This window comes from Acidobacteriota bacterium, from assembly GCA_022340665.1.
Lineage (GTDB): Bacteria > Acidobacteriota > Thermoanaerobaculia > Thermoanaerobaculales > Sulfomarinibacteraceae > Sulfomarinibacter.
The window spans coordinates 60,393-83,746 of record JAJDNM010000010.1; the positions used below are offsets into that span (position 1 = coordinate 60,393).

General features: G+C 61.3%; 22 protein-coding genes and 2 tRNA genes. 16 read left to right on the plus strand and 8 right to left on the minus strand.

Annotated features, from left to right (window positions below):
• Genes rseP through truA form a run of 5 tightly spaced genes read right to left on the minus strand, consistent with a single transcriptional unit; the run spans nucleotide 1 to nucleotide 5,013 of the window.
• Nucleotides 1-1,326, minus strand: a complete 1,326-nt coding sequence (rseP, locus tag LJE93_01455; GenBank protein MCG6947568.1) for an RIP metalloprotease RseP — start codon at nucleotides 1,324-1,326, stop codon at nucleotides 1-3.
• Complete coding sequence (gene dxr / locus LJE93_01460) at nucleotides 1,320-2,507, minus strand: 1-deoxy-D-xylulose-5-phosphate reductoisomerase (GenBank protein MCG6947569.1); 1,188 nt, start codon at nucleotides 2,505-2,507, stop codon at nucleotides 1,320-1,322. The genes rseP and dxr overlap by 7 nt, the downstream gene beginning before the upstream one ends.
• The gene (locus LJE93_01465) at nucleotides 2,504-3,319 is read right to left on the minus strand and encodes a phosphatidate cytidylyltransferase (protein MCG6947570.1); all 816 of its coding nucleotides are present in this window, start codon (nucleotides 3,317-3,319) and stop codon (nucleotides 2,504-2,506) included. Before LJE93_01465 ends, dxr begins: the two co-directional genes overlap by 4 nt.
• A gap of 50 nt (nucleotides 3,320-3,369) precedes the next feature.
• Nucleotides 3,370-4,221 (minus strand): isoprenyl transferase, encoded by an 852-nt coding sequence (locus tag LJE93_01470; GenBank protein MCG6947571.1) that lies wholly within the window; start codon nucleotides 4,219-4,221, stop codon nucleotides 3,370-3,372.
• Nucleotides 4,222-4,227: 6 nt separating this feature from the next.
• A complete protein-coding gene (gene truA / locus LJE93_01475; protein ID MCG6947572.1) occupies nucleotides 4,228-5,013 on the minus strand; it encodes a tRNA pseudouridine(38-40) synthase TruA in 786 nt (261 codons plus the stop codon).
• A 35-nt stretch (nucleotides 5,014-5,048) separates the two neighbouring features.
• Between truA and LJE93_01480 the strand changes: the two genes are divergently transcribed.
• From LJE93_01480 to LJE93_01500, 5 genes are all read left to right on the plus strand, one after another.
• Nucleotides 5,049-6,089 carry a hypothetical protein gene (locus LJE93_01480; GenBank protein ID MCG6947573.1) on the plus strand — a complete coding sequence of 347 codons (1,041 nt, stop codon included), beginning with the start codon at nucleotides 5,049-5,051 and terminating at the stop codon, nucleotides 6,087-6,089.
• A gap of 40 nt (nucleotides 6,090-6,129) precedes the next feature.
• Nucleotides 6,130-7,707: a GAF domain-containing protein gene (locus LJE93_01485; GenBank protein MCG6947574.1), complete on the plus strand. Its 1,578-nt coding sequence runs from the start codon at nucleotides 6,130-6,132 to the stop codon at nucleotides 7,705-7,707.
• Nucleotides 7,707-8,261: a non-canonical purine NTP pyrophosphatase gene (locus LJE93_01490; GenBank protein ID MCG6947575.1), complete on the plus strand. Its 555-nt coding sequence runs from the start codon at nucleotides 7,707-7,709 to the stop codon at nucleotides 8,259-8,261. The genes LJE93_01485 and LJE93_01490 overlap by 1 nt, the downstream gene beginning before the upstream one ends.
• A gap of 81 nt (nucleotides 8,262-8,342) precedes the next feature.
• The gene (locus LJE93_01495; GenBank protein MCG6947576.1) at nucleotides 8,343-9,035 is read left to right on the plus strand and encodes a ubiquinone/menaquinone biosynthesis methyltransferase; all 693 of its coding nucleotides are present in this window, start codon (nucleotides 8,343-8,345) and stop codon (nucleotides 9,033-9,035) included.
• Between the two features lie 19 nt (nucleotides 9,036-9,054).
• Entirely contained in the window at nucleotides 9,055-9,981 is a 927-nt protein-coding gene (locus LJE93_01500; protein ID MCG6947577.1) for a bifunctional 5,10-methylenetetrahydrofolate dehydrogenase/5,10-methenyltetrahydrofolate cyclohydrolase, read from the plus strand.
• An 11-nt stretch (nucleotides 9,982-9,992) separates the two neighbouring features.
• On the opposite strand, the gene coaE is transcribed toward LJE93_01500, so the two are convergent.
• Nucleotides 9,993-10,673 (minus strand): dephospho-CoA kinase, encoded by a 681-nt coding sequence (gene coaE, locus LJE93_01505; protein ID MCG6947578.1) that lies wholly within the window; start codon nucleotides 10,671-10,673, stop codon nucleotides 9,993-9,995.
• Nucleotides 10,670-11,062, minus strand: a complete 393-nt coding sequence (locus tag LJE93_01510) for a cupin domain-containing protein (GenBank protein MCG6947579.1) — start codon at nucleotides 11,060-11,062, stop codon at nucleotides 10,670-10,672. The genes coaE and LJE93_01510 overlap by 4 nt, the downstream gene beginning before the upstream one ends.
• Nucleotides 11,063-11,156: 94 nt before the next feature.
• Here LJE93_01510 and recN point away from each other — a divergent pair, with 94 nt between their 5' ends.
• From recN to aspS, 4 genes are all read left to right on the plus strand, one after another.
• Nucleotides 11,157-12,857: a DNA repair protein RecN gene (gene recN, locus LJE93_01515; protein ID MCG6947580.1), complete on the plus strand. Its 1,701-nt coding sequence runs from the start codon at nucleotides 11,157-11,159 to the stop codon at nucleotides 12,855-12,857.
• Nucleotides 12,854-13,471 (plus strand): threonylcarbamoyl-AMP synthase, encoded by a 618-nt coding sequence (locus LJE93_01520; protein ID MCG6947581.1) that lies wholly within the window; start codon nucleotides 12,854-12,856, stop codon nucleotides 13,469-13,471. The genes recN and LJE93_01520 overlap by 4 nt, the downstream gene beginning before the upstream one ends.
• A gap of 434 nt (nucleotides 13,472-13,905) precedes the next feature.
• Nucleotides 13,906-15,177, plus strand: coding sequence for a histidine--tRNA ligase (hisS, locus tag LJE93_01525; GenBank protein ID MCG6947582.1), 1,272 nt, complete (start codon nucleotides 13,906-13,908; stop codon nucleotides 15,175-15,177).
• Nucleotides 15,178-15,219: 42 nt separating this feature from the next.
• Complete coding sequence (gene aspS, locus LJE93_01530) at nucleotides 15,220-16,971, plus strand: aspartate--tRNA ligase (protein ID MCG6947583.1); 1,752 nt, start codon at nucleotides 15,220-15,222, stop codon at nucleotides 16,969-16,971.
• 82 nt (nucleotides 16,972-17,053) lie between these two features.
• Here aspS and LJE93_01535 read toward each other — a convergent pair whose 3' ends face one another.
• On the minus strand, nucleotides 17,054-17,308 hold the full coding sequence (locus LJE93_01535; GenBank protein ID MCG6947584.1) for a hypothetical protein: 255 nt from the start codon (nucleotides 17,306-17,308) through the stop codon (nucleotides 17,054-17,056).
• A 196-nt stretch (nucleotides 17,309-17,504) separates the two neighbouring features.
• Here LJE93_01535 and LJE93_01540 point away from each other — a divergent pair.
• From LJE93_01540 to pheT, 7 genes are all read left to right on the plus strand, one after another.
• Nucleotides 17,505-17,581: transfer RNA gene (locus LJE93_01540), tRNA-Val, on the plus strand.
• Nucleotides 17,582-17,596: 15 nt separating this feature from the next.
• Nucleotides 17,597-17,673: transfer RNA gene (locus LJE93_01545), tRNA-Val, on the plus strand.
• 88 nt (nucleotides 17,674-17,761) lie between these two features.
• Nucleotides 17,762-19,705 (plus strand): threonine--tRNA ligase, encoded by a 1,944-nt coding sequence (thrS, locus tag LJE93_01550; GenBank protein ID MCG6947585.1) that lies wholly within the window; start codon nucleotides 17,762-17,764, stop codon nucleotides 19,703-19,705.
• Between the two features lie 25 nt (nucleotides 19,706-19,730).
• Complete coding sequence (gene rpmI / locus LJE93_01555) at nucleotides 19,731-19,931, plus strand: 50S ribosomal protein L35 (GenBank protein ID MCG6947586.1); 201 nt, start codon at nucleotides 19,731-19,733, stop codon at nucleotides 19,929-19,931.
• Between the two features lie 9 nt (nucleotides 19,932-19,940).
• Nucleotides 19,941-20,294 (plus strand): 50S ribosomal protein L20, encoded by a 354-nt coding sequence (rplT, locus tag LJE93_01560; GenBank protein MCG6947587.1) that lies wholly within the window; start codon nucleotides 19,941-19,943, stop codon nucleotides 20,292-20,294.
• A 7-nt stretch (nucleotides 20,295-20,301) separates the two neighbouring features.
• Nucleotides 20,302-21,324, plus strand: a complete 1,023-nt coding sequence (pheS, locus tag LJE93_01565) for a phenylalanine--tRNA ligase subunit alpha (GenBank protein MCG6947588.1) — start codon at nucleotides 20,302-20,304, stop codon at nucleotides 21,322-21,324.
• Nucleotides 21,321-23,348 (plus strand): phenylalanine--tRNA ligase subunit beta, encoded by a 2,028-nt coding sequence (pheT, locus tag LJE93_01570; GenBank protein MCG6947589.1) that lies wholly within the window; start codon nucleotides 21,321-21,323, stop codon nucleotides 23,346-23,348. The genes pheS and pheT overlap by 4 nt, the downstream gene beginning before the upstream one ends.
• The last annotated feature ends 6 nt before the right edge of the window (nucleotides 23,349-23,354 follow it).

A 23,354-nucleotide genomic window follows, 5' to 3' on the forward strand; every position in this document is an offset into this window, starting at 1 on the left:
TCACCCGCGGAAAATGAATTGGCGCACGTTTTCGGGAACAATGCGGATGATGTCGTTGAAAAGCACCACAACCATCAAAAGGATCAGCAGGTAGAATCCGACCTCGAGGATGCGCTCCTTGACTTTGAGGGGGAGATCTCTTCCCAGCAAAGCCTCGACCGCGATCACTGTCAGATGGCCTCCGTCGAGTATCGGGATCGGCAGGAGATTAAAGATCCCCAGTTGGAGCGAAATGATGCCCATCAACATGATCAGGGCTTCAATGCCACTGCGGGCGGCCTCTCCCGAGATCTGGGCGATCCCGACCGGTCCCGAAACCTGCCGAATCGAGGCTTTCCGGGTCAGCAACCGCCCGATGACTTGGAAGGTCTGAATCGTCATGCGATGACACTCGACGAATCCGGCTCGGATTGCCGGGAAAAACCCGAGAGTTTCGACCACCGTAGGAAAGAGCGGCACAACGCCGATCTTGCCCTTGCCGGCCTCATTCATCGTCGTCAGTTCGATGCTCTTGCGTTGATCCCCTCGAACGATTTCGAGCCTTATCTCCTCCCCGGCATGGGGCTCGATCAGAATCGGCAACTCGTAGTATTGGGTGATCGGGTTTCCGTTGACCGCAACGATTCGATCCCCGGTGAGGACCCCCGCACTGGCGGCGGGCGCTCCCGGGCGAATCTGGATGATCGGTTCGAGGAATGGCTTGATGCCAGACACACCAAAGCCGTACAGATGATCGACGCCGAGGGTGACGGGGACCGTGGAAACAACGCCGTCACGCTCGATCGTCAGGCCGACCACCCCGCCGCCGGAGGTGAGCAATGCAACCTCGAGTTCGCGCCAGGTTTCGGTTGGCTCTCCCGCAACCGCAGTCACCCGATCACCTTCATGTATGCCGGCGATTTCAGCGCCTGAGCCCGGGTCGAGCCAGCCGACGACTGGTGGCTCGTCGAGGTAGGCGCTGACCTCGACTCCGATCATGAAAGCGAGGGCAACGAACGCCACCGCCGCGATAATGTTGGTCAGTGGACCGGCGAGCAGGATGAGCGTACGTTGCCAGCGCGGAAGGAGTTCGGTCTCGGTCGCGCCGTCGCCGACGACGTCGGACTCGTCCGGGCCGAGCCCAATAATCCTGACGTAACCGCCCAAGGGGACCAGGGAGATCCGATAATCCGTGCCTCCCCGTTCGAAGCCCCAAAGACGTTTTCCGAAACCGATCGAAAAAACTTCGACCGGCGCTCCAAGAAGCCGGGCCATCGCGAAATGGCCGGCCTCGTGGATTGTAATCAATACTCCGATGACGAAAACGAATGCGGCAAGCGTCAGCATCGATTCTCCGAACCAATCGCGGCTGGTTGATATTTCCGAAGTTCCTCTCTGGCGAGGTTTTTGGCTTCGGCGTCGGTGGCAATCGCCTGTTCGAGATGTGTCAACGGGTGATTGCGAGGGACCCAACGATCGAGGGTTGCTTCCACGGTTTCTATGATGGCGGGGAACGGGCAATGTCCATTCAGAAACGACGCCACGGCTGCCTCGTTGGCGGCGTTGAGCACGGCAGGCATCTCGCCGCCCGCACGCAGGGCGGATCGTGCAAGTCCGGGCGCAGGGAATTTCTTCGGGTCCAGTTTCTCGAATGTCAGGGGAGAGATCTCGGCGAGGTCGAGCCCGGGCATACCTTTCGGTCCCCGTTCCGGCCAGGAGAGGGCATAGAGGATTGGAAATCGCATGTCGCGCGGTGACAGCTGAGCGAGAATCGAACCATCAGCGAACTCCACCATCGAATGGGCGACGCTTTCAGGGTGGATTATTACGTCGATTCGATCTTCCGAAGTTCCGAAGAAATGGTGCGCCTCGATGATTTCGAGCCCCTTGTTCATCATGGTTGCGGAGTCGACGGAGATCTTCCGACCCATCTGCCAGGTCGGATGAGCCAAGGTGTCCGAAATCGTTGCCCGTGCCATTTCTTCTGATGACCAGGTCCGAAACGGGCCACCTGAAGCGGTCAGAACGAGGCGGTTCACTGACGCCGTGCTGGTTGAACCGAGAGCCTGGTGGATGGCGACGTGCTCCGAATCGACCGGTAAGAGGTTGACATCCGCGCGCGTGCTCTCGGATTTGATGAGCTCGCCGGCCGCCACCATGGATTCCTTGTTGGCAAGCGCGATGTCCTTGCCCTGACGGATCGCCGCGACGGTTGGCATGAGCCCGACCGAACCGACGACTGCTGAGACCAACATTTCGCTCGACTCGCAGCACGCGACTTCGAGAATCCCGTCACGTCCAGCGACACAGCGGGTATCGGCGAACTCCCGTCCGAGGGCTCGGGCGTCATCCTGACTGGCGACGGAAACCACCTCTGGCCGATGAATCTCGATCTGGCGACGCAGCAGATCGAGGTTTCGACCGGCGGCAAGTGCGACCACAGCGAAGCGGTCGGGACTGGCCTCCACCACTGCCAAGGTGGCGGTCCCGACGGATCCCGTGGACCCGAGGACAGCGATTTTTTTCATGGAATGATGCCGGTCAATAGGAGGTATCCGAGGACCCACGGCGCCGAGAACAATAGGCTGTCGGTGCGGTCGAGAAAACCGCCGTGGCCTGGCAGCAAATTCGATGAGTCCTTGATCCCGCTGTCACGCTTGAACAGTGACTCGACGAGGTCGCCCAGCGGAGCTGTAATCGCGAGGATGGTTGCCAGGGCGGCGATATGGCCAGCACCCAATCCAAGGCCGAGAACAAAGGCCGCGGCGCCTGCCGCGATGTAGGTGGTGACAATGCTGCCGGCGAGGCCCTCGAACGTCTTGTTCGGACTGATCCGCGGTGACATTTTGTGACGACCGAAATTCTTTCCGATGTAGTAGGCGCCGGAGTCACCCACCCAGATGGTCACTAGGAAGAACAAGAGGAGCTTGGCCCCGCTGGGCTCCACCGGCCATAGCCTCAACCACCCCAAACATGCTGCCGTTGCACCCAGGTAGAGGACCGCGAATGACTCGACGGCGATTCCGGCGAGGCTTCCACGAGGTGTTTCCGGATGGATCAACCGAGCGGTCGAGAGGATCAGCAATGTTGCCACGGTTGATGCGGCGAGGCCATCCGGGCCGCCGAGCCAGGACGCAACCAGAACGACAACCAGTAAAACCAGGACAAGCCACCTGCCGATGATCAGGCCAGCCGCTCGCCCCAGCTTCAGATACTCATCACAAGCGAGAACCGTCGCCGCCGCGAGAATTGTCAGAAAACCCCAAGGAGGCAGCAGGAAGATCGTGGCGACCAGAATCGGAATCGCCGCCACTGCAACGAGCTCGCGTTTTGCTCGCATCGGTCACCGTCCTCCATCGAGGCGTTGGGGAGAGCCCGCAAAGGTCCCCCTCACGAAGATTCCTCGGGCTCTGAAGCCGGGGTGAAGACGCCGCCGTCCGGGACGAGACCGCCGAATCTTCGCTCCCTTTGTTGATATTCAAGCACCGCGGAGAGCAGGTCCCCCTTTCTGAAATCCGGCCACAGAACCGGGCAGAAGTAAATCTCCGCGTATGCAAGCTGCCAGAGGAGGAAATTCGAGATGCGTTGTTCGCCTGAGGTGCGAATCAGAAGGTCGGGGTCCGGACATCCGCTGGTGGCGAGTTGAGAGTTGATCCATTCATCATCGACGTCTTCCGCAGACAGGGCACCGGATGCGGCAGCTGACACGCCAGCTCGCACAACATCGGTCAGCTCCTGGCGCCCGGAGTAATTGAGTGCAATCTGGACCAGCGTCCCCGTGCAGTCCGCGGTGCCGTCGACAGCACGCTGCAGTTCCCGTTGAACGGACGGGTCGAGTTGATCAATCCGACCGATGGGCCGGAATCGGAGATTATTCGCACGCAAGTTGTCGAGCTCCCGGTTGACGTACTCCTTGAGGAGACGCATCAGGGTCAAAACTTCGTGTCGTGGTCGCTTCCAGTTCTCGGTCGAAAATGCGTAGAGCGTGATGACCTCGAGCCCGAGGCGCGCCGCGGTCTCTACGGTTTCCCGCACCGACGTGATGCCGGCCCGGTGTCCTTCGACGCGGGGCAGAGAACGAGCCTGGGCCCAACGCCCGTTGCCGTCCATGATGATCGCGACATGGCGGGGCATGCGATTGGGGTCGATTCGCTCCAGGATCTCGCGTTCTGGGGTGCCGGTTTCGGCAATCTCTTCAAGCGGCTTCATCACAATGAACACCAGGGTTTTGGAGTCTACCATATGGTCTCAACGGGGGCTCTTGGATTGTCCCCTCGAAACGGCCGCACAGCTACGATAATAAACGTGTTCGAGACACAGGCCGTGGGATGGCGCGGTGCGGATAGCGGCCCCAGGTTCGGGGTGCTCGATGAGGCCTCGAAACTCGGCCAGGCTCCGATGCCCCCAGCCGACCTCAAGGAGGGCTCCAACCATCCGCCGTACCTGGTATCGCAGAAAGCCCTCACCGACGAAATCGAGATCGACACCGTCGCGACGGTCATGAATATCGACCCGGAACAGGGAACGGATGGTCGATTCCGACGCCGCGTCGGTGACCGTAAATGATGCCCAATCGTGGCGCCCTGCGAGGAGGCCCAGGGCATTTTCGAACGCATGCCGGTCGACGATCGGTTGTACAGCCGCCGCCCTTGGATGGCGCCACGGCAGCGTCGGTTGATGCCACCGCGCCCGGTACGAATAGAGTTTGCCGAGTGCGCTTTTTCTAGCATGGAAAGAGTCGCTCACCCGCCGACACGAGCGGATGCGGATCTCGCGACAAAGCCGCGCGTTGAGGCCGGCGACCAGCGCGTCCGGTGGAATTGGCCCAGGTGGATCGAGGTGAACCACCTGACCTGCGGCGTGGACACCTGCGTCGGTCCGCCCGGCGGCTACGACCGGAATCTCGTGTCCGTGGAAGAGTTCGCCGAGAGCGCGTTCGAGGTCGCCTTGCACCGTCCTCTGGCCGGACTGTTTTTGCCATCCGTGGAACGCTCGTCCAAGATAGGCGACTTCGAGCTTCATTCGGCGAGACATTGCAGCTATCCTCGCACGGAAAGGAGGCGCGGTTGATGACGGTAGGCGCATTGGTCCTGATGGCCACTCTCAGCGGGGCAGCTTTGCCGACGGACGCCGTGCAGCATTTTCCTGGCGGATATTTCGAAACCAGGGTGTATGAGCGATTCCAGCGCAGCGTGCTCGCATCGTGGCCCGGTCCTTTCGAGCTATTGAGAATGTGGCGAGATACCGAGCTGTCCGAGAAGGAGCGAGTGGCTCTGCTCGTAGGGGGCGCCGCTTTTCACGATCCGGTGCTGATGCCTGCCTATCGGGAGGCACTGTCGTCGGACTCGCAGCTCCTGCGGCAGGCGGCCATCTACGGGTATCGAAATCTGATCGCCGATCGCCGGGTGTCGGTTGACATCACCATCGATGATCGAGTGGCGGAAGCGATCGGAAGCGAGATACGCGGGATGCAGCGTATCCTCGAGAGGCATTCTTTGGTCGAGGTTTGGCTGCAGTCTTTGCTCGCGCACGAAGGCTTGGCGCTACCCGGGTACGAAGGGATCAGGCTCAAACGTCCACCGACGGACTGTATGAATGCGGTCGACCGATTGGCCGACATAGGTGATCTCGACCTTCTGGTGACTGCCTTCGAGCTGTCTTCGGATACCTCAAACCAGATCGGGATGCTGGAAATCATTGATGGCCTGAGCCTGAGCAGGTTCATTTCCGTTCCCACCGGCGCCAAACCCACCTGGGGCGTGGAGCGGTATGAAATCGGAATCGAATATTTTCGGACTGCAGTTGAGAACTGGCAGAATAAGGGCTGCAGAGTCGACGGCGAGGCAGTGCTTCGAAGGAACCTCCGATCGCTCGGAGCGGAGGTCGATGACCCGCTGTCGGCGGAGGCGTGTACGGTCTGGCTCGGTATTCTCCGGGGAGAGGTCCCGAAATGGTGGGCGACGGCGGCTCGGCGTCTCTACGCATGTGGCGGGCCGAAATACGAACTCTCCGCCTTGAACGCGAACTCCCAGGCAAACAGGGCGCGACGTGACCGGCTTGTTTCGTGGTATCGAAGCGGGAAGAAGGGTCGCCCGTCGTCCCGGCGGTGAATCCGGCCGCTTTGCAGCGACGTCTGTACAATGCCCGAAAATGATGGAGCTGGTGTACGAAATCGAAGGCGTGTCCTATCGAACTCCGGTCCGGGACCGGTTGACTCTTGGCCGTGCGAGCGACAATGACATTGTGCTCAGGGATTCCTCCGTTTCCAGGCATCATGCCCGCATCGAGATCAAGGGCCGTGTGTTCCATCTGATCGATCTCGATTCCACCAACGGAATCACGATCAACGGAGACAGCGTCCCGTCCGGACCGTTTTTAGTCGGCGACGTGCTCGGCGTCGGGAACTTTGACATCAGTGTCAAAACGGCTGCCGCCGTCACCGATGCTCTGTCGTCGGAAACCTACATGCGACCCTTGTCGGAGTTCAATCAGGATTTTGGTCTCGAGGGACAGCCACAGAGGGTGTCGACGGAGATCGGAGCCCGGGAACGAGTTTTCGAGATCCTGGCCCAGGTCGCCAAGGTTCTCATCCAAGTCGAGGATCTCGATCCCGTGCTCGACAAGGTTATGGACCTGGTCTTCGAGCAGCTGCAGGTTGATCGCGGTTTCATTGTTCTGTTTGATGCGGACGGCAATCCGTGCCTCGAGCGCAACCGTGTGCGCGATGCAGAGATCAACGAACGCGCCGAGGTCCCCATCTCTCGGACAATCCTCGACACGGTATCGCAGCAGCAGGTCGCCATCCTTACCCATGACGCCCAAGCCGACCAACGTTTTGAAGCTGGGCGCAGTGTCAAGATCCACCAGATTCGTTCGGCGATGTGTGCGCCATTGTGGCATCGCGAGCGGGTCATCGGCGTGATCTATGTCGATTCGCCGCTTCGCGTCGGGTCCTTTTCGACTTCGGATCTCGATCTCCTCACGGCGCTTTCCAACTATGCTGCGGTTGCCATCGAACGTGCGCAACTGAACGAGCGAATCCGCAGGGAACGGCAGGCCCGAGATCGTCTCGAGCGTTACCACTCGCCGGCGGTTATCGAGGCCGTGCTTGCTGGTCCTGGAGACGGCGGGGCATCGGTGATGGCGCGAGAAACTTCGATTCTATTTGCCGACATCGTCGGCTTCACCACCCGGTGTGAGAACTTGGCGCCGACAGCCGTGGCCGCCTTTCTCAATCAGTTCTTTTCGCTTGCCGCCGACGTCATCTTCAAATATGGCGGTACCCTCGACAAGTTCATCGGTGACGCGGTGATGGCCTTTTTCGGAGCGCCGCTGCCGCAACAGAATCACGCCGAAAGAGCCGTTCGCTCGGCAATAGAACTTCTGACGAATCTCGAAGGGTGGAACGCCGAGCGCATGGCAGCGGGGGAGGACCGCATCGACGTCCGCATCGCGGTCAATTCGGGCCCGGTAGTGGTGGGAGACATTGGATCGGCGCAACGAGTCGACTACACGGTCCTCGGCAACACTGTGAACGTGACCGCCAGGCTCGAGGAGCATGTTGCCAAACCCGGGAGTATCGTCCTCGGGGAGGCGACCCGCGAGGCGGTTGCCGACCTGTTTCCTACCGAACCTCTGGGGTCCGTCCAGCTCAAAGGTCTGAGTCGGAGGATCAACATCTTCCGTGTCGCGGTAGAGGACATCGATTCGACGGAGGTGACGGTTTGATGGGTTTTGACGATCTCGTATTTGTCACCTCGAACCAGGGGAAGCTTCGCGAGGCGGAAGCCGTTCTCGGGCGACGGCTCCAGCATTGTCGGCTCGATCTGCCCGAACTTCAGACACTGGACCTCCAACAGGTCGTGCGGGGCAAGGCGAAGGCGGCGTGGGAGCTGCTGAAAAAACCAGTGCTGGTCGAGGACACCGCATTGGAGCTTGCGGGGCTCAGGGGATTCCCAGGGCCGTTGGTGAGATGGCTGCTCGTGAGCATCGGCCCGGCAGGCATCTGCCGGATAGTGGCTTGTTTTGAAGAACCCGCTGCAACTGCTCGTTGCCTGGTATGCGCGAACAACGGCACCGAAATGGTGTTCGGAGAAGGTGCTGTCGACGGATCGATCGCGACCGTCCCGCGTGGTGAAGGTGGCTTCGGCTGGGACACCACGTTTATTCCGTCCGGCGGGGGGGGCCTCACGTACGGCGAAATGAGCGAGGACGACAAGAACCTGATCTCGCACCGCCGCAAAGCCTTCGTGGCGCTCCGCGACGCCCTCGGTGACTTCTGATGGTCTGCCGGTCAAGCTGAATCCGTGGACCCGAAACGGTCGCCCATCTCGGGCCACAACTGGCGTGCTAACCTTCGCGCCGTGCGGCAGGAACTGCTCAGTAAACAGGGTCCCGAGATCAGCCGGATGTTCGGTCGGATCGCCCATCGATACGACCTTCTCAACCGCGTGCTCTCACTCGGCCGAGACGTGAGCTGGCGGAAACTCGTGGCCCGGCGGCTGGCGACTGCTCGACCCGAGCGGATACTTGACGTGTGTACGGGTACCGGAGACCTTGCCCTGGCAATTGACGGAGACGGCGTGATCGGAGCAGATTTCTGCCTCCCGATGCTCACGATCGCGAAGAGCAAAATCGCCACATCGGGACGCGTTGTGCCACTCTGTGCGGCCGATGCTCTTCGCCTCCCGTTTGCAGATGCCTGTGTGGATGCTGTGACCGTGGCTTTCGGTATCAGGAACTTCGCCAACCTCGATGCCGGATTATCGGAGATGGCTCGTGTGCTCCGACCGGGGGGCATAATGCTGGTGCTCGAGTTCTCGCGTCCGACGGGGCGGTTGGCACCGCTCCTCGGGTGGTGGATACGGAACGTTCCACCGCGGGTCGGTCGCATCCTCTCGGGCGATGCCGAAGCCTATTCCTATCTTCCCGCTTCGGTGAGCACATTTCCCAAAGGCAGGGACCTGTGCCGGTCACTCGAAGCTGCCGGCCTCGGCGAAGTGGCGGTTCAAAGGTTGACCGGGGGTGTCGCTTCGTTATACCAGGGGAAGCGGTAGGAATGCAGGAGGTGGGTTGATGGCAGACGCAGGGAACACACTCGACGGGTCGCGGATCGCGGCCGAAATTCGGGAGGACGTCAGTCAATCGGTTGCCGACCTCGCCGATCACGGCATCACCCCCCGCCTCGACGTCATCCTTGTCGGCGAGGATTCCGCATCCAAAGTTTACGTGGGATCGAAAGCCAGGACCCTGTCGGCCCTGGGAATGATTTCCCATACGCACGGACTACCTGAAGACACTGTGCAGGCGGATCTGCAAGAACTGGTCGATCGCCTCAACGGCGATTCGGAGGTTGATGGAATCTTAATCCAGCTTCCCCTCCCTGCAGGCCTCGATACAGCGGCGATTCTGAGCAGGGTCGACCCGTCCAAGGACGTCGACGGATTCCACCCTGAGAACGTCGGTCTGCTGCAACAGGGCTCGCCACGCCTGGTTCCGTGTACTCCGGCTGGCGTCATGGAGATGCTCCGGCGCGAGGGAGTGGCCATCGAAGGACGGCGTGCGGTCGTCGTCGGTCGCTCGGACATCGTCGGCAAGCCGATGGCCACGCTCCTGCTTCACGCCAACGCCACCGTGACGATATGTCATTCGCGCACCCGCGACCTCGCGAATGTCACCAGGGATGCCGAAATCCTCGTTGCAGCAGTTGGAGTGCGATCGCTGATTGGCCCCGATCACGTTTCGGATGGTGCGGTGGTGATCGACGTCGGGATGCATCGGGTGACCGACCGCGACACTGTCGAACGGCTCTTTCCGGGTAACGCGAAGAAAATGGCAGCATTCGAGAAACGGGGCTCGGTGCTGGCCGGTGACGTTGATTTCACCCGCGTCGCACCGAAGGCGAGTCGAATCACACCAGTTCCCGGCGGCGTAGGACCATTGACCATCGCCATGCTGACGGCCAACACGGTCACCGCTGCGAAGCTCCGCCGGGGATTTTAATCGGACCCCGTTCAGGTGGCCCGGCGGTTGGCGCACAGTCGATGGACCTCTGACCATGCGCGATAGACTTCTGCCGCCAGCTCCTCCAGATTGCCCCGGTTGTCTACCAGCACGTCCGCCAACTCCTTCTTCTCGGAGAGGGGAAGCTGGGCGTTGATCAGACCACGGGCGCGGTTCGTCGGCACTCCTCTGGCCGTGGCGCGTTCGAGTTGTTGGTGCGGATCACACCAGACGACCATCAGGATGTCGTATTCACTGTAATATCCGGTCTCCGCGAGAAGCGCCGCTTCGACCACTGCGAATGGACGATCCTCGACTGATTCGAGCCACTCGCCAACCGCGCCGCGCACCAATGGGTGGATCGCCTCCTCGAGGCGAAGACGCGCTGTTTCGTTTCCGAGTACCCGTTCAGAGAGAACAGACCTGGAGACTCCGCCCTCGGCATCGAGGACGGCGGCACCGAAGAGATCCGCAACGGCTTTCGAACCGGCACGGCCCGGCTCGTATAGGTCGTGAACGGCTTCGTCAGCGTCGAAAACAGGTACTCCTTGACTTTCGAGAATCCTTGCGACGGTCGATTTTCCGGTCGCAAGACCGCCGGTCAACCCGACCGTGCACGGCCCCCGCTCCGCGGATTTTCTGGGAGGAGTGGGCGGTAAATCCGAATTCCGAATTCCGAATTCCGAATTCACTCCGCGGCGGCCTCCAGCCACTCCGTCTGGTAGTCCTCCGTATTCGGCACAACGCACAGGAATCGAACCGCCTCCGGGCCGCGATTCTCGTACCAGTGAGCGACACCCGGCGGGATGAAAATGCTGTCGCCGGGCCCAACCTCGATTTCTCGCTCGTCGAGACCGATCACCATTGTGCCCTCGAGCACCATCTGCGAGTGCTCGATCTGATCGTGACGGTGGCTGGGAATGCGCCCGTTGGGTTGGAGGGTGAATTGGCGGGTGATGAAGTTGGCTGCACCGCTTTCTGAACCCACGAGTATTTTCAATGATGCGCCTCGACAGCGCGGCACCGTGACAGCTTCGACCGAGTCCAGTTGACGGATTGTGGGAGTGGGTGGATGGCTCATGCTGACCTCCAGGGTGGACACGATTGTAACCCGCCTGCGCCCAGGAGACGGCGATGGTAGACCTCACCCGTGGTCTTGGATACGATGATCGCCAATGCTCGAACGTCTGTCCGTCCGCGGTCTCGGCATCATCTCCGACATCGAACTCGAGTTCGGTGAAGGTTTCTCGGTGTTGACTGGAGAGACCGGTGCGGGGAAGTCGCTCCTCGTTGAATCGCTCAAACTCCTCGCCGGAGGGAGAGCTCAATCAGATATGGTGCGCTCCGGTGATTCGCGGCTCAGGGTGGAGGGCGTTTTTGTGGTGCCGCGAGGTACACCCCTTGATGCGGTTCTGGATGATCTTGGCGTACGCCCGTCTCAAACAATAGTCCTTCGTCGCGAGCTCACTGGCGAAGGGCGTGGTCGTGCGTGGATCAACGACGTCACGGTCACCGCCGGCGCCCTCCAGCGAGTAGCACCCTATCTGCTCGCGATCCATGGCCAGCACGAACAACATGGTCTTGCTGATAGCGACGTGCAGCGCCGCCTGGTCGACGACTACGGTGCTCACCACGAGCTGCTGCAACGCACGAGGACGCTGTACGCGACGTGGCGAGAAGCGTCGGCAGAGCTCGATCGGCTTCGGGAACAGCAAAAATCGCGACGTGATCGTCTCGACACCATCAGCTTTCAACTTCAGGAAATCGACGCCGTCAACCCGGAGGATGGCGAGGATGAGGAGCTCAGGCGACGACGTCTCGTGCTTCGGCACGCGGCGCGTCTCGCCGATCTGAGGTCTTCGCTACTCGCACGGTTGAGTGACGGAGAATCGGCGGTCGTCGATGAGCTCGCCCGAGCCGAACGCGCGGTCGAGGACATGGCCGAGTGCGGCGTGTCCTTCGAAACCGGCGTAGGCCACCTGGTCGAGGCGCGAATCAACGTCGAGGAATTGGTTCGCGAGATCCAGTCACTGGGAGACGTCATCGATATAAACCCGGGCGAGCTGGATGTCGCCGAATCGAGGCTTCACGCGCTCGATCAGTTGATGCTCAAGTACGGCGGGACCCTATCGGATGTTCTCGCCCATCGCAACGTTCTGGTTCAGGAACGCTCGGAGCTGCTATCTGTCGAAGAGCGGCTCGACGCTGCGGAGGACGCTGCCAACGCCGCACTGCGGAATTTCGACGCGAGTGCGAGAGAGCTCGACACAGCGCGGCTCGCCACCGGGATCGAACTGACGGCTGCGGTCGAAGAAGTGCTCGCCCGGCTCGCAATGGATGGAACCCGGCTCGAGTTTCGCTGGCGGCCGCGGATCGATTCGTCGAGCCCGTTGTCGAGGGATGGGGAGCGGGTGGCGTTCGATGCGGATGGCGTCAACGAGTGTGTGCTTCTGATTGCTGCGAATCCCGGGGAAGAGCCACGGCCGATGGCGCGGATTGCCTCCGGGGGGGAGTTGTCCCGAGTGCATCTCGCGATCCGAACAGTGCTCCGCCAACGACGATCGGTGGTCGGGCTGACGCAACTCTTTGACGAGGTGGATTCCGGTTTGGGTGGGGCGACAGCAGCCGCCCTGGCCGATCTTCTCTCAGATCTCTCGGTGGAGGACCAAGTGCTGGTGGTGACCCATTTGCCGCAGGTCGCAGCCAAGGCTCGGGGTCACTTCAGGGTCGAGAAGATTGTGTCGGAGGACCGAGCGACGACCCACGTTTCCCCTCTCGAAGATGAACAACGGGCGTCGGAGGTTGCGCGTATGTTGGCCGGTGAGGGGCTCACCGATTCGGCCCTCGCCCACGCCCGAACGCTTCTCGAGGAATGATGGTTCGCCTGCCTTTTGTCGAGCCGGAGGACGTGGCCGACGCGGTTCAGACCTGCTGGGACGTTGTCAAAGACGGTGGTGTCCTTCTACTGCCGACGGAGAGCTTTTATGGCCTCGGCGTTGATCCGATGGATAGTGGCGCCGTGAGACGGATATATTCGATGAAAGACCGTCCTTCGGAGCTCGGTCTCCCGGTTCTGTGTGCCGATTGGCAGCAGGTGGAATCTCTGGTCGTGGTTCCGGACCATTTCCGAGTCAAGCTCGGGAGGTTCTGGCCCGCGGCACTGACCGTGGTTCTGCCTGCGATCGGCGATATTCCGGCTGCTCGAGGTGATAGCCTCGCAGTTCGGATTCCGGCATACGCCGAGCTCCGTGCGCTGCTCTACGGGGTGGGCCCGCTCACAGGAACTTCTGCAAATCGCCATGGGACCCCACCGTTCACGACTGTCGACGGGGCGCTCGCGTCGTTAGTCGATGCGCCGGATATCACCCTCGATGCCGGCGCTACTGCGGGCGGGGAGGTCAGTACTCTGATCGATCTCAGGTGGAGCGAGCCAGAGATACTGCGGCGTGGGAAATGTGTCTGGGACGAACCGTATCCGGACAGCTGCTAGCCCGCATCATTCATGAAGTCCCTAATGCGGCGAAGCCTCGCAACTAGACCTCATGAATGATGCGGGCTAACCTCTTGGAGAGCGGGGTCTTCGGTTCAGCAAGGGCGACGAAAACGGCTGTGGAAAAGGCTGTGGAAATCAGGTTAAGGCAGTGTAAACGCAGTGATTTGACGAGAGCGGTGACGAGCGGGCAGGCGACTGTTAAGTCATTTCTTTTCAATAACTTTCTTGGATGTCTTTCATTTTGAGGCCGTTGGAGTTGGGACACATTTTTGATGAATCCACAAGCTGCTGATTTACGGGCGCTTGTGCGGCTCATTTTCGACTTGGATGTTGCCGCCCTAGGAAGGCATGTGGTAGCGTGCGCTTCCCCGATCGCGGGTCGAGTGTGTGACAGATCCAACGAGGCCGTTTCAGGCTCTGGAGAGTGATCGATGATTCGTAAAGTCAAGGGAACCCGGGACATTCTGCCACCGGAATCGAGGCTTTGGGTGGAAGTCGAACGGGTGGCTCATCGTGTTTTCGGCGGGTTCGGTTACGACGAAATTCGGTTGCCGGTGATGGAGCCGACCGAGCTATTCGTGCGCTCGGTCGGAGAGGATACGGACATCGTCAGCAAGGAAATGTATACCTTCGATGACCGCAAGGGTCGTTCGTTGACGCTGCGCCCGGAGGGCACCGCCGGCGTGGCACGTGCGTATATCGAGAATGGCCTCGGGCAAAGGCCGCTTCCACTTCGCCTGAGCTATTTCGGCCCGATGTTCAGGTACGAGAAGATGCAGCGCGGCCGCTACCGCCAGTTCGCCCAGATCGGCATCGAGCTCTTCGGGTCCACGGAGCCCCAGGCCGATGTCGAGGTCCTGCTTGTTCTTCACTCTTTCCTGTCAGCTCTCGGTTTTGCGGATCTGGTCATTGTCCTCAATAACCTCGGTGACCCTGAAGATCGAGTTCGGTTTGTCAACGGATTCAAAAAGGAGCTCAGCCAGAGGCGTGATGAGCTGTGCGCGGATTGCCAGCGACGATGGGATTCCAACCCCCTTCGTATCCTCGACTGCAAGGTGGAACGATGTCGCGAACTGGTGTCTGACACGACGCCGATCGCGGAGGTCGTGAGCGATGAAGCCAGGACCCACGTCAAGGCGGTCGAGGCGGGGCTCCTCGCACTCGACATCCCGGTGCGGCGAGCGCCGAGATTGGTGCGCGGCATCGACTACTATCTGCGCACGGTCTTCGAGGTTGTTTCTCCGCAGCTCGGAGAAGACACTGTCATCTGTGGCGGGGGTAGGTACGACCGTTTGATCTCCGATCTTGGTGGCAAGCACGTGCCTGCCACCGGTTTTGCCATAGGTGAGGACCGCCTGATCGACGTTCTGCCCGAGTCTTTCACAACCAGGGTCATCGACAGGCCATGTGTGGCGGTGCTGCCGGTCGGTGACCCAGCGACCTCCGCTGCGTTAGCGCTGGCGCGGGATCTCGCTCAGCGTGGAGTCTCGGTTTCCACAGAAGTGACGGGCCGCTCACTCAAGGCCGGCCTCAAATGGGCTGGCAAGATCGATGCCCGCGCCGCCGTGATTCTGGGCGAGGAAGAAATGACCAACAGCACCGCGGTGGTGCGCGACCTCGATAGGGGTGAGCAGGAGGCGGTTCTCGTGGAAGAGGTGCCGGCGTACGTGATGGGGCTGATCTCTCGCCAAAGCGACGATTAAACCGGGAATGCATGGAAAGCCAAATTTGAATCGGAGAGAAGCATGACCACCAGCGCTTGGGACAGGCCATGGTGCGCGAGCCTCGGCCGCGACCAGCTCGGAGAACGGATCGAAGTCGTCGGTTGGGTGCGTCGCCGCCGTGATCTCGGCGGATTGGTCTTCGTCGACCTTCGTGATCGGAGTGGTTTCCTCCAGCTCGTCTTTGAAGAAGAGCTGGTGGCGGAAGGTGAGCGGCTCTCCCCCGAAGATGTGGTGAAAGTCACCGGTACCGTCCGCGAACGAGCCGAGGGGCAGGCCAATCCGGAGCTGGCGAGCGGCGAGATCGAGATCAAGGTCGAGGGGCTCGAGGTCCTCAACACGGCGGCGACGCCGCCGTTCGTGGTCGAGAACAGGGTCAATGCGTCCGAGGAGCTGCGGCTCACCCACCGGTATCTCGATCTGAGACGCCCCGAGATGATGGCGAACCTCACGCTGCGGCACCGAGTGGTGACGGAGATCCGCGGTTTCTTCGATGAAATGGGTTTCATCGACGTGGAAACCCCGATATTGACGCGATCGACCCCGGAGGGTGCACGCGACTTTCTCGTCCCATCGAGGATCCACGAGGGATCGTTCTACGCGCTGCCCCAGTCGCCACAGCTCTTCAAACAGCTCCTCCAGGTTGCCGGCTGCGGACGGTACATGCAGATTTCGCGGTGTTTCCGGGACGAAGACCTGCGCGCGGACCGGCAGCCCGAGTTCACCCAGGTTGATATCGAGGCGTCCTTCGTTTGTGAGGAGGACATCTACTCGCTGATCGAGGGGCTTTTTGCGAGGATCTTTCCCATTGTCGGCATCGAGCCACAGCTACCGTTTCCCCGCCTGACGTACCGCGACGCCCTGGAAAGGTTCGGTACAGACCGACCTGACACGCGTTTTGGCCTGGAGCTGGTGGAGCTGGGAGAGCTGGCCGAAGGTTGCGGATTCAGGGTCCTCGAGCAGGCAGCCGCTGAAGGCAGGGTGAAGGGCCTCGTGCTTTCGGGTGGTGCTGCGCTGTCGCGCAAACAACTCGACAACCTGGCGGAGGTGGTTCGACCGCACGGCGCGGCCGGGGTGCTGTGGTTCAAACGCACCCAGGACGGAGTCGCCTCGCCGGCCAAGAAGGCCCTCGGCGACGACGGCGTCTTGCGGTTTCTCGAGGGCGCCAGTGCCGGAGAAGACGATCTGTTGCTCGCGATCGGTGGTGCTGAAGCGATGGTCTTCGCCGCCCTCGGTGCCCTCAGACTCCACCTCGCGCGCGAGAACGGTCTCATCCAGGAAGGTCGCCACGATTTCCTGTGGGTGACAGATTTCCCTCTCCTCGAGTGGGATCAGGACGACCACCGGTACTACGCCATGCACCACCCGTTCACCTCACCGCGGATCGAGGATGCTGCGCTGCTCGACAGCGATCCGGCAGCCGCGCACGCCCGTGCATATGACGTGGTCATGGATGGCGTCGAGCTCGGGGGGGGGTCGATCAGGATCCACGACCCTGAGCTCCAGGCAAAGGTCTTTGCAGCCCTCGGCATAGATGCCGATGAGGCACGGTCGCGCTTCGGTTTTCTGCTCGAGGCGTTTCGTTACGGAGTACCGCCGCACGGTGGCATCGCGCTCGGGCTGGACCGACTGGTGATGTTGATGGCAGGTCGAGAATCGATTCGCGATGTCATCGCCTTTCCAAAAACGACGTCTGCCACCTGCCTGATGACCCGGGCACCTTCGGGAGTCGACTCGAAGCAGCTCGAGGAGCTCGGCTTGCGAAAAGACGGCTAGCCCGCATTATTCATGAGGTCTCGTGGCGAGGGCGGCGAGGTGTCGTGCGCAGTAAGGTCGGCGACCAAGAGGCCCGACCCGGTCAGTTCTCCGGACGGTCGCCGAGTGTGAACTCGCCGCGTTCCACAGCAGAGAGGAGCCGTCTTGCCTCGTCGGCGTCCTCCGGGGCGACCAGGATCTCCACCTGACCGAGCCCATCGAGGGTCAGACCGTGAGTCTTTCGCAACGCCTCACCGCGGGTCGCCGTTTTTATGCCATGGGCGGCGAGAAACGAGCGCACCTGATCTTCCTCGGGCGCTCCCTGTGCAGAGAAGATGACGATCCATCGAGGTTGCATCGGCGTCGACGGTAACACACCACAGAGTTGACAGTTTGTGGGCCCGTTGCTATGCTCCCATCCCCCTTTTTGAGGGGTTGTTCTTTGTTAGTCAACACGACGAAGGCGGGTCGGAAGCGTCCACGGGACCACCCGTCCGTAGTCCCTGAGTGGATGTTCGACCGTTCGACGCGGCGAGCATTGATCTCAGGAAAATAGGCGCGTAGCTCAGCTGGTTAGAGTACTACCTTGACACGGTAGGGGTCAGCGGTTCGAGTCCGCTCGCGCCTACCATTTGTGGATCCGTGAAGGCGCGTAGCTCAGTTGGTTAGAGCGCATCCCTCACACGGATGAAGTCCGCGGTTCGAGTCCGCGCGCGCCTACCACTTTTGTTGCCCGACCCCGTGGTCGGGTTTTTGTGTTTTTGAAGAGCGTTCGAGCCAGTCTCGACTGGCGCATCGACAGGAGAACGAGATGAGCGAAACAGTTCGGGTGAGCCTACCGGACGGAAGCGAGCGGGAGTTCCCCGCCGGTGTCACCGTCCTCGAGGTAGCCGAGGCCATCGGCCCCCGGCTTGCCCGTGACACGGTGGCGGGTATCGTCAATGGGGATCTGGTCGATCTGCGGACCCCACTCACCGCCGACGCCGACCTTCGCATCATTACGCCGAAGGACCCTGAAGCCGGTGACGTGATCCGCCATTCTGCCGAGCACGTGCTGGCCGATGCGGTCAAGCGCCTGTGGCCAGGGACTCCGATAGATGCCGGACGGCAGGACCACTCCGAAAAATATCAGTACGACTTTCGGTTTCCGCGGGCCTTCAAGCCCGAGGATTTCGAAAAGATCGAGCAAGAAATGGCGCAGATCATCGCAGACGATCTCGAATTCGAGCGGCGAGAGGCCGATCGTGACGAGGTTCGTCGGGTGATGACGGAACGTGGGGAGGACATCAAGCTGGTGCGCCTGGACGCGATTCCGGAAGGCGAAACCATCACCCTGTACTCTCACGGCCCATTCCTCGATCTCTGCCGCGGACCGCACGTACAGCGCACGTCGCAGATCGGCGCGGTCCGGTTGCTGGAAGCTTCGGGAGCCTATTTCAGGGGTGACGAGCGCAACGAGATGCTGCAGCGCATCTATGGTACGGCGTTCGCCACCAAGAAGGAGCTCGATGCGTACTTCGCGCGCCTCGAGGAGCTCAAACGCCGCGATCATCGGCGGCTGGGCCGCGAGCTCGATCTCTTCTCGTTCCACCAGGTGGCTCCGGCGAGCCCGTTCTTCCACCCGCGCGGAGCGCTGGTCTACAACGCTCTGATCGAGCTCATGCGGGAGAAGTACGTGGCCTACGGATACGAAGAGGTCATCACCCCGCAGATCTTCGATGTCGAGCTGTGGAAGCAATCGGGCCACTACGAGAACTACCGCGACGACATGTTTTTCGCCGACGCCTTCGACGACGTCGAGGAGCGCAGCTCGAGCATCAAGCCGATGAACTGCCCCTCGCACTGTGTCCTCTTCGGTGGCAAGGCTCACTCCTACCGCGATCTTCCGCGCCGCATCGCGGATTTCGGCCGCCTCCACCGCTACGAGCGATCGGGTGTCGTGACCGGGCTGACCCGGGTGAGGAGCTTCTCACAGGACGACGCCCATATCTTCTGCACGCCGGATCAGATCGAAGCGGAGATCACCTCGCTGTTCGATTTCATCTTCGAGATTTATGAGCTTTTTGCTTTTGAAGATGTGGCGGTCTATCTGTCGACACGACCAGCGAAGGCGATGGGCGACCCGAAGGTGTGGGAGCACGCCGAGACGGTTCTTGCGAGCTGTCTGGAGAGCCGCACCGACGTCGAGTTCACAGTCAAGGATGGAGAGGGAGCGTTCTACGGCCCGAAGATCGATTTCGATGTCCGAGACGCTCTTGGCCGCTCCTGGCAGCTGGCGACGATTCAGCTCGACTTCCAGATGCCCGAGCGGTTCGAGTTGACGTATGTCGACTCGAACGGCGAAGAGCAGCGGCCGGTCATGATCCACCGCGCCATCCTGGGTTCGCTGGAAAGGTTCTACGGCGTGATGCTCGAGCACTTCGGTGGCGACTTCCCTCCGTGGCTCGCGCCGGAACAGGCCCGGGTGCTGCCGATCACCGATGCGGTCAACGACTACGCCGAAAAGGTGTCTGCCGAGCTGACTTCTCGGGGGCTGCGTGCGGAGGTCGACCGGCGATCGGAGAAACTCGGCTACAAGATCCGCGACGGAGAAACCATGAAGGTGCCCTACCTCCTGGTTGTGGGGCAACGCGAGGCTGATGACGAAACTGTTTCCCTTCGCCTGCGGCACCGAAGGGACGAGGGCGTCCACCCCCTGGCCAAGGTGGCGGACCGCATCACCAACGCCGTCAAGACTCGATCACTGGAGCTTTGAGGCTTTTGGAGAAAAGGAGCTCGTTATGCCGAAGTTGAAGACCCACCGTGGCGCTGCAAAACGGATCAAACGAACCGCAAGCGGCAAGTTCAAGCGGCACCACGCCTACCACTCGCATATCCTGACCAAGAAATCCCGCAAGCGGAAGCGCAAGCTGCGCTCGTCCACCATCGTCGCCCCGGGCGACGCAAAGGTGCTCGAGAAAATGCTCGCGGCACAGAAATAGGGAGGCGGCATGCGCGTCAAAAGATCAACCAATCGCAAGGACCGACGCAAGAAAATTCTCAAACTGGCGGAAGGCTATTGGGGCGGCAAATCCCGGCTGCACCGTACCGCCAAGATCCAGGTCGACAAATCTTTGCAGTATGCATACCGGGATCGCAAGCAACGCAAGCGTCAGTTCCGCACGCTGTGGATCTCACGAATCAATGCTGCCGCTCGCGAGAATGGCACCACCTACTCGGCTCTCATCTCGGGCCTGAAGAACGTCGGCTGCGACCTCGATCGCAAGGTCCTCGCCGACCTCGCGGTGCGCGACCCCAAGGCTTTTACCCAGATCGTCGAGCTCACGAAGCAGGCCGAGAGCTGAGGCCTCGGTGAGCACCGCGCGACTCGATGAGGTGCGCTCCGCGTTCCTCGCCGACCTCGAAAAGGCGGGTGGCGAAGCCGACGCCGTGGAGAAGGTGCGCGTCGCCTACATCGGCAAGAAGAGCGGTGTCCTCAACGAGCTGACAGCAGCGCTGCGGGATTTGCCCAATGAGGACAAGCGGGAGTACGGGAAGGCTCTGAACGAGCTCAAGAACTTGATCAAGGAGACGCTCGATAAGGCTGCGACCGCGGACCACCGAGCCGAGATGGCGGCAGGAGTTCAAAGGGTCGACGTCACGCTCCCCGGCAAACCCGTGCGCCACGGCGCCCAGCACCCGGTACATATCGTGCGTCGAAGGATCGAGGAAATTTTTCTCCGCATGGGCTACGACGTCGAAGCGGGTCCGGAAGTGGAGGACGACTGGCATAACTTCGAGGCCCTCAACATCCCGCCGGACCACCCGGCGCGCGACGATCAGGACACGTTCTATCTCCCGCAAGGCTACCTGCTACGCACCCATACGTCTCCGGTGCAAGCACGGGTAATGGAGCGAAGCCAGCCGCCGATTCGCACGATCGCTCCCGGCCGGGTCTACCGTCGCGATTCGGACCTGCGACACTCGCCGATGTTTCACCAGATCGAAGGTCTCCTGGTGGATGAGGGCATCACCTTCGGCCACCTCAAGGCGACGCTCGAGACCTTTCTTCACGTGCTCTTCTCGGATGATGTCGAGGTTCGGCTCCGTCCCGGGTACTTCCCATTCACCGAGCCGTCGGCCGAGGTTGACATCTCGTGCATTTTTTGCGACCGGAAGGGCTGCGGCGTGTGCTCGGGCTCCGGCTGGATAGAGATCCTCGGTTCGGGCATGGTCGACCCACGCGTCTTCGAGGCGGTGGGCGTCGATTCCGGCCGCTATACCGGTTTTGCCTTCGGCTTCGGTCTCGACCGTATCGCCATGCTGGTCTACGGCATTCCCGATCTCCGGCAGCTCTTCGCCGGTGACCAGCGCCTGACGAGGCAGTTCGCATGATCTTCGATTCTGATTGGCTTGTAGAGCACCTCGACGGGGCGCCGGATCTCGACACGGTGGCCGAGAGACTGACTGACTGCGGATGTCTGGTGGAGCTACGCGAACCTGGTGACGGTGCCGAGAAGTGGGATGTCGAGGTCACCACGAATCGTCCAGATACGATGAATCACCGTGGTCTTGCGCGCGAAGCGGCGGTGGCAACGGGCAGCCGACTCCGACCGATCGAGTTCGAACTCTCGGAGAATGATGAAGATGCGTCCGATTTGGTCACGATCGAGATCGACGATCCGGAGCTCTGCTCGCGCTATGTGGCGAGGATCATTCGTGGAGTGAGTGTGGGCGCTTCGCCGGACTGGATGCAGCGGCGCCTGCTCAACTGTGGTGTGCGACCTATCAACGCGGTTGTTGACGCGACGAACTTCGTTCTTCTCGAGCTGGGACAACCGCTGCACGCCTTCGACCTCGATCTCGTCCGCGGCCGGCAGATCATCGTCCGTTCCGCGAAGGACGGCGAGAAACTCACAACGCTGGACGGCGAAGGGCGTGAGCTCGATCCCTCGATGCTCATGATCGCCGACGGTGAAGGCGTGGTTGCACTCGCAGGGATCATGGGCGGTGCGGATTCGGAGATCCACGACGATACGGTCGACGTACTTCTCGAAAGCGCTCATTTCAACGCCCTGTCGGTGCGCCGCACGGCCCGCCGCCTCGGCATGCACACCGAAGCCTCGCATCGATTCGAGCGCGGAACCGACCCCGAGATGGCGGCAATAGCCTGCGATCGGGCTGCGGCGTTGATCGCCGAGCTCGCGGGAGGCCAAGTGTGTCGCGGGCGGATCGACATCCATCCCGCGCCGTGGGAGGCGCGCCGGATGGAGATCTCGGTGTCTTCCCTGTCGGCATTCGCCGGGCTTGAAATACCTGCCGAACGGGCGGTGCAGATACTCCAGGGCCTCGAGTTCTCTCCCGAGCTGGCCGGCGACATCATCCGCGTCAGCGTGCCGCCGCATCGGGTTGACATCGATCGCGTGACCGACCTCTACGAGGAGGTCATCCGGCACGTCGGCTATGACGCCGTTCCGTCCGAGCTTCCGGTTTTGCCGACCACCCCCGGGCGCCGGAACCCCAACTGGGAACTCATCGATCGGACACGCGATGCGGCAGTCGCAACAGGCCTGGTGGAGATCATGACCTGGAGCTTCATCGACCCCGACGTCGACGAACTGGTGGCCACCCACCCGCTGTGCCTCGGGGCTCCGCTGCCGTTACAAAACCCCCTCGCCCAAACACAGGGCACGATGCGACGGTCTCTGCTGCCGGGTCTGTTGGACGCCGCCGGAACCAATTTCAATCAGGGCGAGCAGTCGATCGCGATGTTCGAGCAGGGGCGGGTCTTCGGCCTGGGCGAAGAAGGCGGGCCGTGCGAGAGTGAACGTCTCGGCGTCGTGCTGTCCGGTGACATGGGGAACCGTGAGGATGCATTCTCTCGTCTCAAGGGCATCGTCGAGGATGTCTTGGCCCGCGTCGGGCTTCCATCTGTCATCTGGAAGAACGGCGGTGATCCGTGGCTCGATCCCGACGCCGGTGCCAAACTGGTGACCGACGACGGCACGGTCATCGCGCTGGCCGGAGGGCTGTCGCGCGATTTGGCTCAGCGGTGGGACGTGCGCCACGACGTGATGGTGGCGGAGATCGACCTTGGCCTCGCGACTGAACCGCCACTGGCTCGATTCGAAGCCCTGCCTCGGCACCCTTCGGTAGTCATGGATATGACCGTCGAACACGCTCAGGAACTTGGTTTTGCCGAACTCGAGAGCGCGGTGCGCTCGCTTGCCGGCGACTGGGTCGAAGAAATGAGCTATGTGACGCAATTCAAACCCAAGGGCGAGCCCCGGCTCGTGCGAACGACCTTGCGGTTGGTGTACCGTCATTCCGAAAGGTCGCTGACCCAGGAAGAAGTCAACGCCGCGCACGAGGAATTGCGGCAAGGTCTCGCGGAAAAGCTCGGCGTCGCCTTCGCCTGAGCTGAA